Annotated in this window: 9 protein-coding genes; 6 read left to right on the top strand and 3 right to left on the bottom strand. The window is 72.9% G+C overall.

Annotation, left to right across the window (positions count from 1 at the left end):
• Positions 1-15: 15 nt before the first annotated feature.
• Positions 16-705, top strand: a complete 690-nt coding sequence (locus AOK16_RS10610; RefSeq protein WP_055472002.1) for a TrmH family RNA methyltransferase — start codon at positions 16-18, stop codon at positions 703-705.
• 50 nt (positions 706-755) lie between these two features.
• Here AOK16_RS10610 and paaN read toward each other — a convergent pair whose 3' ends face one another.
• The gene (paaN, locus tag AOK16_RS10605) at positions 756-2450 is read right to left on the bottom strand and encodes a phenylacetic acid degradation protein PaaN (RefSeq protein ID WP_055471999.1); all 1695 of its coding nucleotides are present in this window, start codon (positions 2448-2450) and stop codon (positions 756-758) included.
• A gap of 183 nt (positions 2451-2633) precedes the next feature.
• Between paaN and AOK16_RS10600 the strand changes: the two genes are divergently transcribed.
• Both AOK16_RS10600 and AOK16_RS10595 read left to right on the top strand, forming a co-directional pair.
• The gene (locus tag AOK16_RS10600) at positions 2634-4226 is read left to right on the top strand and encodes a 3-hydroxyacyl-CoA dehydrogenase (RefSeq protein WP_055471998.1); all 1593 of its coding nucleotides are present in this window, start codon (positions 2634-2636) and stop codon (positions 4224-4226) included.
• An 8-nt stretch (positions 4227-4234) separates the two neighbouring features.
• Entirely contained in the window at positions 4235-4852 is a 618-nt protein-coding gene (locus AOK16_RS10595) for a TetR/AcrR family transcriptional regulator (RefSeq protein ID WP_055472001.1), read from the top strand.
• Between the two features lie 77 nt (positions 4853-4929).
• On the opposite strand, the gene AOK16_RS10590 is transcribed toward AOK16_RS10595, so the two are convergent.
• Positions 4930-5331, bottom strand: coding sequence for a VOC family protein (locus AOK16_RS10590; protein WP_055471997.1), 402 nt, complete (start codon positions 5329-5331; stop codon positions 4930-4932).
• Between the two features lie 133 nt (positions 5332-5464).
• Positions 5465-6103 (bottom strand): Lrp/AsnC family transcriptional regulator, encoded by a 639-nt coding sequence (locus tag AOK16_RS10585; RefSeq protein ID WP_240483509.1) that lies wholly within the window; start codon positions 6101-6103, stop codon positions 5465-5467.
• A gap of 197 nt (positions 6104-6300) precedes the next feature.
• Between AOK16_RS10585 and pdhA the strand changes: the two genes are divergently transcribed.
• The 3 genes from pdhA to AOK16_RS10570 form a co-directional block, all read left to right on the top strand.
• Entirely contained in the window at positions 6301-7449 is a 1149-nt protein-coding gene (gene pdhA / locus AOK16_RS10580; protein WP_055471996.1) for a pyruvate dehydrogenase (acetyl-transferring) E1 component subunit alpha, read from the top strand.
• Entirely contained in the window at positions 7446-8498 is a 1053-nt protein-coding gene (locus AOK16_RS10575; protein WP_055471995.1) for an alpha-ketoacid dehydrogenase subunit beta, read from the top strand. Before pdhA ends, AOK16_RS10575 begins: the two co-directional genes overlap by 4 nt.
• A partial coding sequence (locus AOK16_RS10570; RefSeq protein ID WP_338058482.1) for a biotin/lipoyl-containing protein occupies positions 8498-9121 on the top strand: 624 nt, incomplete at its 3' end. The genes AOK16_RS10575 and AOK16_RS10570, both read left to right, overlap by 1 nt.

Here is a 9121-nt window from a genome sequence, read left to right as displayed (position 1 = left end):
GTAGCCCTCGTCGTACTGGACGTGCGGGGCGTCCCGCAGGGCCAGGACCCCGCGCCCCTGCGGGACGCCCCGCCCGTCCAGTACGACGAGGGCTACACGCCCGCGGAGATCGGCGTCGGACCGCACCCCCTGCCGTGGCCCGAGGGGGACCGCTACGACCCCGAGCTGCTCGCACACGGCGACCGCCGCAATGTGGCCGACCACTACCGCTACTGGTCGCGCGAGGCGATCGTCGCCGACCTCGACACCCGGCGCCACGACTTCCACGTGGCCGTGGAGAACTGGTCCCACGACTTCAACATCGGGTCCGTGGTGCGCACCGCCAACGCCTTCCTGGCGAAGCAGGTGCACATCGTGGGGCGCCGCCGCTGGAACCGGCGCGGCGCCATGGTGACCGACCGCTACCAGCACGTCCGCCACCACCCCGACACGGCCGGGCTGACCGCCTGGGCGGCCGCCGAGGGGCTGCCGGTCATCGGGATCGACAATCTCCCCGGGGCCGTTCCGCTGGAGACCACCGAACTGCCGCGCCGCTGTGTGCTCCTCTTCGGCCAGGAAGGGCCCGGCCTCACGGAGGAGGCGCGCGAGCACGCCGCCATGGTGTGCTCGATCGCCCAGTTCGGCTCCACGCGCTCGATCAACGCGGGCGCCGCCGCGGCCATCGCCATGCACTCCTGGATCACCCGCCACGCGCGCGTGGACTGACCCCGGGCCGCGGCTCCAGGACCGGCCCGGAGCCGCGCCCCATCCCGCGGCTACGCCTGGCGCCGCACCTCGACCATGCGGAACCGGCTCGCCACGAACGCCCCGTCGCACAGCGCCGAGTTGGCCGCCGGGTTGCCACCCGAACCGTGGAAGTCGGAGAAGGCGGCGGTCTGGTTGACGTACACCCCGCCCGTCAGGTTCAGCGACAGCTGGGCGCACTCCTCCAGGCACGCCTCCTCCACCAGCCGTTCCACCTCGGGCGAGGTCGTGTACGCGCCGACCGTCATCGCGCCCTTGTCCCGGACCGTGCGCCGCAGCAGCCCGACCGCGTCGGCCGTCGAGTCCACGGCCACCGCGAACGACACCGGCCCGAAGCACTCCGAGAGGAACGCCGCCTCGTCGTCCGGCTTGGCGCCGTCCAGCTTGACGATGACCGGCGTGCGGACCGTGGCCCCGGGGAAGTCCGGGTGCGCCACCGCGCGCGTGGCCAGGGCGACTTCGCCCAGCCCGGCCGCCGCCTCGAGTCGCTCCCGCACCTGCGGGTTGACGATCGCGCCCAGCAGCGCCGCCGCCCGCGCGTCGTCCCCCAGCAGCCCCTGCACCGCGCCCGCCAGGTCGGTGACCACCTCGTCGTACGACTTGTGGCCGGCGTCGGTGGTGATGCCCTCGCGGGGGATCAGGAGGTTCTGCGGGGTGGTGCACATCTGGCCGCTGTAGAGCGACAGCGAGAAGGCGAGGTTGGCCAGCATGCCCCGATAGTCGTCGGTCGAGTCCACGACCACCGTGTTCACCCCGGCCTTCTCGGTGAACACCTGAGCCTGGCGGGCGTTGGCCTCCAGCCAGTCGCCGAAGGCGGTCGAGCCGGTGTAGTCGATGACGCGGATCTCGGGCCGCAGGGCCAGCGTCTTGGCCAGGCCCTCGCCGGGGCGCTCGGCCGCCAGCGCCACCAGGTTCGGGTCGAAGCCGGCCTCGGCCAGCACCTCGCGCGCCACCGCCACGGTCAGCGCCAGCGGCAGCACCGCGCGCGGGTGCGGCTTGACCAGGACCGCGTTGCCCGTGGCCAGCGAGGCGAACAGGCCCGAGTAGCCGTTCCAGGTCGGGAAGGTGTTGCAGCCGATCAGTAGCGCGACACCGCGCGGCACGGCGGTGAACCGCTTGCTCAGGTTGAGCGGGTCCCGCTTGCCCTGCGGCTTGGACCAGTCCGCCGCCTCCGGGACGCGGACCTGCTCCCGGTACGCGTAGGCCACCGCCTCAAGGCCGCGGTCCTGGGCGTGGGGCCCGCCCGCCTGGAAGGCCATCATGAACGCCTGGCCGCTGGTGTGCATGACCGCGTGCGCGAACTCGTGGGTGCGGGCGCTGATCCGCGACAGGATCTCCAGACACACCATGGCCCGCGCCTCGGGGCCCGCGTCCCGCCACGCGGGCATCGCCGCGCGCATCGCCGGCAGCAGCACGTCCGCGTCCGGGTGCGGGTACTCCACGCCCAGCTCCGGACCGTACGGGGAGACCTCGCCGCCCACCCAGGCGTCGGTGCCCGGCTGGTCCAGGCCCAGCCGCTTGCCGCGCAGCGCCTCGAAGGCCGCCTGGCCCTCCGCGGCCGCGTTCTCCCCGTACGCCTTCGGATGCTCCGGGTGCGGCGACCAGTACGCGCGCGTGCGGATGGTCTCCAGCGCCTGGTCGAGCGTCGGGCGGTGCTGGTCGACCAGCTGGGCGGGGGTGAGTTCGGCGGTGGATGCGGTGGCCATGACTGACCAACTCCTCGTTGAGCTGGGCCGGAATAGGGCAACGGAGTTAGAGTAACCGAACGATCGGTCGGGACAAGGGGGCCTGTGGAAAACCGGCCGAACCACGCGGCCGTACCCACCGCCGCGCGCCTCCGGGACGGCCCCCGCACGCCCGGACCAGCCTCGATGGGAGGATTCGCGGCCATGACCGCAATAGACCCGAACGGCCCCGTCGGCGTCGTCGGCACCGGGACCATGGGCCAGGGCATCGCCCAGGTCGCACTGCTCGCCGGGCACCCGGTGAGGCTCTACGACGTCGCGCCCGGACGGGCCTCCATGGCCGCCGACGCCATCGTGGCGCGGCTGAACCGGCTGGTCGACAAGGGCAGGCTCACCACCGCCGAGCGCGACGCCGCCCACGCCGCACTCCAGCCGGTCACCGAACTCGCGGGCATGGCCGACGCCCACCTCGTCATCGAGGCGATCCTTGAGGAACTCGGCGCGAAACAGCAGCTGTTCACCGCCCTGGAGACCGTCGTCCCCGAAGACTGCCTGCTGGCCACCAACACCTCCTCCCTGTCCGTCACCGCCGTCGCCGGCGCCCTGCGCCGCCCCGGCCGGTTCGTTGGACTGCACTTCTTCAACCCCGCACCGCTGCTCCCGCTCGTCGAGGTCGTGAGCGGCTACGCCACGGACGCATCCGCGGCCACGCGCGTGTACGACACGGCCGCCGCCTGGGGCAAGACCCCGGTCCGCTGCGCCGACACCCCCGGCTTCATCGTCAACCGCGTCGCCCGCCCCTTCTACGCCGAGGCCTTCCGGCTCCTGGAGGAGCGGGCCGCGGACCCGGCGACGATCGACGCGGTGCTGCGGGACTGCGGCGGCTTCCGGATGGGCCCGTTCGAACTGACCGACCTCATCGGCCAGGACGTGAACGCGGCCGTCACCCACTCCGTGTGGGAGGCCTTCTTCCGGGACCCCAAGTTCACGCCCTCCCAGGCGCAGCGCAGGCTCGTCGAAGCGGGCCTCCACGGGCGGAAGGCGGGCCGGGGCTGGTTCGACCACGGCGAGGGCGCGAGCGCACCCCTGCCGCACACCGCCGACCCGTGCCAGGCGCCCCCCGAGGTCACCGTCAGCGGAAACCTGGGCCCCGCACAGGAGCTGACCGAGCTCATCGCCGCGGCCGGCATCAAGATCGCGTACGCCGAGCAGCCGGCTGTCGGAGTCGGCCAGCGGCCACCGGCCGAGCCCCACGGCGCCATCCTGCTGCCCGACGGCACCGAACTGCGCCTCACCGACGGGCGGTTGGCCACCAACACCCACGGCCCGGACCGCATCGTCTTCGACCTCGCCCTGGACTACCGCGCCGCCACCCGGATCGCGCTCGCGCCCGGAGACCGGGTGGCCCAGCAGTCCCTGGCCGACGCCGTGGGGCTCTTCCAGGCCCTCGGCAAGCAGGTCAGCGTCATCCAGGACACCCCCGGCCTCGTCGTCGCCCGCACTGTCGCCCTCCTCGTGGACCTCGCGGCGGAAACGGTGTCCCAGGGCGCGGCCACGGACACCGACGTCGACACCGCCATGCGGCTGGGCGTCAACTACCCCCTGGGACCGCTGGCTTGGGGCGACCGGCTGGGCGCGCGCTGGGTCACCGACCTCCTCGACGCGCTCCACGACCTGTACCCCGGCGGCCGGTACGCACCGTCCCTCCTGCTGCGCCGGTGCGCCGCCACCGGCCGTACGCTGCTGCGCCCCGCCCCCGAGGGGACGGGGGCGGAGACCCGGAAAGGGGCGGGATAATCGTGGACATGAGCGAGCCCGGCAGCCGCACCGCCACCCCCAAGCGCGACACCTACACACCCGAGTCGCTGCTCGCGGTCGCCGTAGAGGTGTTCATCGAGCGCGGCTACGACGGCACCTCCATGGAGCATCTCTCCCGCGCCGCCGGGATCTCCAAGTCGTCGATCTACCACCACGTACGTGGCAAGGAAGAGCTGCTGCGCCTGGCCATATCCAGGGCGCTGGACGCGCTGTTCGGCATCCTCCGGGAGCCGGACGCCGAACACGGCCGCGCCCTGGACCGGCTCGAGTACGTGACGCGGCGCACCGCCGAGGTACTCATGGCCGAACTGCCCTATGTGACGCTGCTGCTGAGGGTGCGCGGCAACACCGACACCGAGCGGTGGGCCATGGCGCGCCGCCGCGAGTTCGACCAGCAGGTCGCGGAGCTGCTCAAACAGGCGGCGGCCGACGGGGACCTCCGGAACGACGTGGACGCCCGGCTCGCGACCCGCCTCCTCTTCGGCATGATCAACTCGATTGCCGAGTGGTACCGGCCGCACGGCGGGCGGGCCGGCCACCATGAGGGCGAGGACGTCGCGGAGGCCGTGGTGAAACTGGCGTTCGCGGGCCTGCGCACCACCTGAGGCATCCCCTGCGCTACACGGTCCGGGCCCGTCCCCTGCGCACCGCCCGAGGCGCTCCCGTACTGTCGCGGCCACCGCTACTGGACGGCCGCCGGGTCCAGGTGGAAGACCTCCCACAGGTGCCCGTCCAGGTCCAGGAAGCTGCGCCCGTACATGGGGCTCTCGTCGTCCGTCTCGCGCGAGTGCCGCCCGCCGGCCGCGATGGCACGGGCGAAGAGCTCGTCCACGCGCTCCCGGCTGTCGACCCCCAGGGCCAGGATGGACTCGGTGTGCGTCGAGGTGTCGGCGATCTCGTTCTTGACGAAGGTCTTGAAGAACGGCTCGACCAGCAGCATCACGTACTTGTCCGCGTCGATGATCATGCAGGCCGCGTTGGCGTCCTCGAACCTCGGATCGAAGGAGAAGCCGACCTCGGTGAAGAACTCCTTCGCCTTGGGCAGGTCCTTCACGGGGAGGTTGACGAAGATCTGCGTGGGCATAGGTGGCCTCTTTCCTCTCTCGGCCGGTGGACCGGCCGGTCTCCGGGTACCCGGATCCCCGGGCCGCCCTCGGAGGGATAGACCACGCCGGGGCGGCGAACTCATCGCCGCCCGGCCATTCGCCCGTAGGGCGCTACTCCTCGGGCCAGAGGTCGGTCTCCTCGAAGACCAGCAGCGTACGGGTGCTCAGCACCTCCGGGATCGACTGGATGCGGGTCAGCACCAGCTCCCGCAGGGCCCGGTTGTCCTCGGTGTGCACCAGCAGCAGAACGTCGAAGTCGCCACTGACCAGGGCGATATGGGCGGCCCCCGGAAGCTGTTTGAGCTGCTCGCGGACCGTGCGCCAGGAGTTCTGCACGATCTTGAGCGTGATGTAGGCGGAGGCCCCCTGGCCCGCCCGCTCCTGGTCGACGTGGGCCCCGAAGCCCCGGATCACGCCGTCCTCGATGAGCCGGTTGATCCGGGCGTAGGCGTTGGCACGCGAGACGTGGACGCGCTCGGCCACGGACCGTATCGAGGCGCGGCCGTCGGTGCGGAGCATGGCCAGGATCGCGCGGTCGATCGCGTCCAGCGGGCGCTGGAGCGGGAGCCGCCCCTCGCGGTCCTCGCGTGCGCCTCTGTCCTCGCGTGGTGCCCTCTCCTCGCGCGGCTCCCGGCCTTCCCGGGCCTCCCGTGCCTCCCTGGCCGCGCGGCCGGTGGGGAACTCGGCGCCCTCCCGGTCCTCGTCCTCGCGTTCTGCCGGGCCTTCCTCGGCCATCCGTTCAGCTGCCATCCCGCAGAGCCCCTCCGTTGTGGACGTCCTGGCTTCATCTCAGGCTGTGGAGAACCGTTTGTCCACAGGCTCGACCCGCCTGTAGCCAAAATGCGCCGACGACCGAACAATCGGTAGGTGTGACGCGTCATCCCCGCGTCCACCGCAAGCCTGCCCGTCCCGGCCCACCGGCGCGGGACCTCCAGGAGGTGCTCGACATGACGGTCCTCGAACAGCCCGGGTCGTACCACCCGGTCCCGCCGCCCTCCTGGCGGCCCCGCGTCGACCCCGCGCCGCTGCTGCCCGACGAGGAGCCGTACCGCCTGCTGGGGACCTCCGCCGCCCGCACCGCCGACCCCGGCCTCCTCCAGCGCCTCCACGCGGAGCTGGTGCGCGGCAGGCGCTACAACACGCAGGCCACAGCGCTCACCCGGCAGGGCAGACTGGCCGTCTACCCCTCCAGCACCGGCCAGGAGGCCTGCCAGGTCGCCGCCGCGCTCGCCCTCGAAGAGCGGGACTGGCTCTTCCCCAGCTACCGCGACACCCTCGCCGCCGTCGCGCGCGGCATCGACCCCGTCCAGGCGCTGACCCTGCTGCGCGGCGACTGGCACACCGGCTACGACCCGTACGCGCACCGCGTGGCCCCGCTGTGCACACCGCTGGCCACGCAACTGCCGCACGCCGTCGGCCTTGCGCACGCCGCCCGACTCAAAGGCGACGACGTCGTCGCCCTCGCCATGGTCGGCGACGGCGGCACGAGCGAGGGCGACTTCCACGAGGCGCTGAACTTCGCCGCCGTCTGGCAGGCCCCGGTCGTCTTCCTCGTCCAGAACAACGGCTTCGCGATCTCCGTGCCGCTCGCCAAGCAGACCGCCGCCCCGTCCCTGGCCCACAAGGCCATCGGATACGGGATGCCGGGCCGGCTGGTCGACGGCAACGACGCCCTGGCCGTCCACGAGGTGCTGGACCAGGCCGTGCGCCACGCGCGCGCGGGCGGCGGACCGACCCTCGTGGAGGCCGTCACCTACCGCATAGAGGCCCACACCAACGCCGACGACGCCACCCGATACCGCCCCGAATCCGAGGTCGAGGAGTGGCGCGCCCACGACCCGATAGCGCTCCTGGAGCGCGAACTGCGCGACCAGGGCCTGCTCGACGACGCCACGGCCGAGGCCGCGCGCGAGGCCGCAGAACGGATGGCCGCCGACCTCCGGGCCCGCATGAACCAGGACCCCGCCCTGGACCCCATGGACCTGTTCGCGCACGTCTACGCCGAACCGACCCGGCAACTGCGCGAGCAGGCCGAGCAACTGCGGGCCGAACTCGACGCGGCCGGACACGAGGACGAGGGGGAGGGACGGCAGTGACCACCGCACCAGCCACCGCCGCCACGAGCACCGCCGTGCGCAAACCCGCCACCATGGCGCAGGCTCTCGGCCGCGCCCTGCGCGACGCCATGGCCGAGGACCCGTCCGTCCACGTCCTCGGAGAGGACGTCGGCACGCTCGGCGGGGTCTTCAGGATCACCGACGGTCTGACCCAGGAGTTCGGCGAAAACCGCTGCACGGACACCCCGCTGGCGGAGGCCGGAATCCTGGGTACCGCCGTCGGCATGGCGATGTACGGGCTGCGGCCGGTCGTGGAGATGCAGTTCGACGCCTTCGCCTACCCGGCGTTCGAGCAGCTCATCAGCCATGTCTCCCGGATGCGCAACCGCACGCGCGGGGCCATGCCGATGCCGATCACGGTTCGCGTGCCCTACGGCGGCGGGATCGGCGGCGTAGAGCACCACAGCGACTCCTCCGAGGCGTACTACATGGCGACCCCCGGGCTGCACGTCGTCGCGCCCGCGACCGTCGCCGACGCCTACGGGCTGCTGCGCTCCGCGATCGCCTCCGACGACCCCGTGATTTTCCTGGAGCCCAAGCGGCTCTACTGGTCGAAGTCCGACTGGTCTGCCGAGGAACCGGAGCCGGTGGAGCCCATCGGGCGGGCCGTAGTCCGCCGCCGCGGCACCGACGCCACCCTCATCAGCTACGGGCCGTCCGTCCAGGTGTGCCTGGAGGCGGCCGAGGCGGCGCGCCCTGAGGGCTGGGACCTCGAAGTGCTCGACCTGCGCAGCCTGGTGCCGTTCGACGACGAGACGGTGTGCGCGTCGGTGCGCAGGACCGGCCGGGCCGTCGTGGTCCACGAGTCGACCGGATTCGGCGGTCCCGGCGGCGAGATCGCCGCGCGCGTGACGGAGCGCTGCTTCCACCACCTGGAGGCGCCGGTGCTGCGCGTGGCCGGATTCGACATCCCCTACCCGCCGCCGATGCTGGAACGGCACCACCTCCCGGGCGTGGACCGTGTCCTGGACGCGGTGGCCCGCCTCCAGTGGGAGGCCGACTGGACCGGTACCGGGGGTGCGCGCTGATGGCCGTGGTGCGCGAGTTCACGCTGCCGGACCTGGGCGAGGGCCTGACGGAGGCGGAGATCGTCCGCTGGCTCGTGGCCGTCGGCGAAGTGGTCGCCGTCGACCAGCCGGTGGTCGAGGTCGAGACCGCCAAGGCGATGGTCGAGGTCCCCTGCCCCTACGGGGGTGTGGTCACCGCCCGATTCGGCGAGGAGGGCACCGAACTGCCGGTCGGGGCACCGCTGCTGACGGTCGCGGTGGGGGCGGAGATTCCCCGGGCGGAGGCGGTGGGGCCTGCGGGCCCGGGTGCCGCTGCGGGCACTTCGGAGGCCACGGGTGCCGGTGAGGCGGTGGTGGGCGGCGACGCGGGCCGTGAGGGCCGTGAAGGCTCGGGCAACGTCCTTGTCGGGTACGGCACCGGGGCGCCCACCGCGCGGCGGCGCAGGGTGCGCCCGAAGGGCGGGTTCGCCCGGTCGTCCGGGGCGGGGGAGCCGCCGGACGGGCCGGCCCGCTCGGCGGGGGCCGCACCTGGTTCCGTGTCCGGTGCTCCGGGGGGCGGCGGACAGCGGCCCTTGGGCGACGCCTCAGGAGTGCACGCGGGCGTGGACGAGGACATGGATGCGGGCGTGCATACGGGCGTGCAT

This window comes from Streptomyces pathocidini, from assembly GCF_001418495.1.
Lineage (GTDB): Bacteria > Actinomycetota > Actinomycetes > Streptomycetales > Streptomycetaceae > Streptomyces > Streptomyces pathocidini.
Note: the sequence above shows the minus strand (reverse complement) of the source record. Positions and strands in the feature narration are given on the sequence as shown.

Excerpts from the sequence above, each read along its gene's own strand:
- paaN (WP_055471999.1), bottom strand. The coding sequence starts at position 2,450 with ATGGCCACCGCATCCACCGCCGAACTCACCCCCGCCCAGCTGGTCGAC.
- AOK16_RS10585 (WP_240483509.1), bottom strand. The coding sequence starts at position 6,103 with ATGGCAGCTGAACGGATGGCCGAGGAAGGCCCGGCAGAACGCGAGGAC.
- pdhA (WP_055471996.1), top strand. The coding sequence starts at position 6,301 with ATGACGGTCCTCGAACAGCCCGGGTCGTACCACCCGGTCCCGCCGCCC.
- AOK16_RS10600 (WP_055471998.1), top strand. The coding sequence starts at position 2,634 with ATGACCGCAATAGACCCGAACGGCCCCGTCGGCGTCGTCGGCACCGGG.
- AOK16_RS10590 (WP_055471997.1), bottom strand. The coding sequence starts at position 5,331 with ATGCCCACGCAGATCTTCGTCAACCTCCCCGTGAAGGACCTGCCCAAG.
- AOK16_RS10595 (WP_055472001.1), top strand. The coding sequence starts at position 4,235 with ATGAGCGAGCCCGGCAGCCGCACCGCCACCCCCAAGCGCGACACCTAC.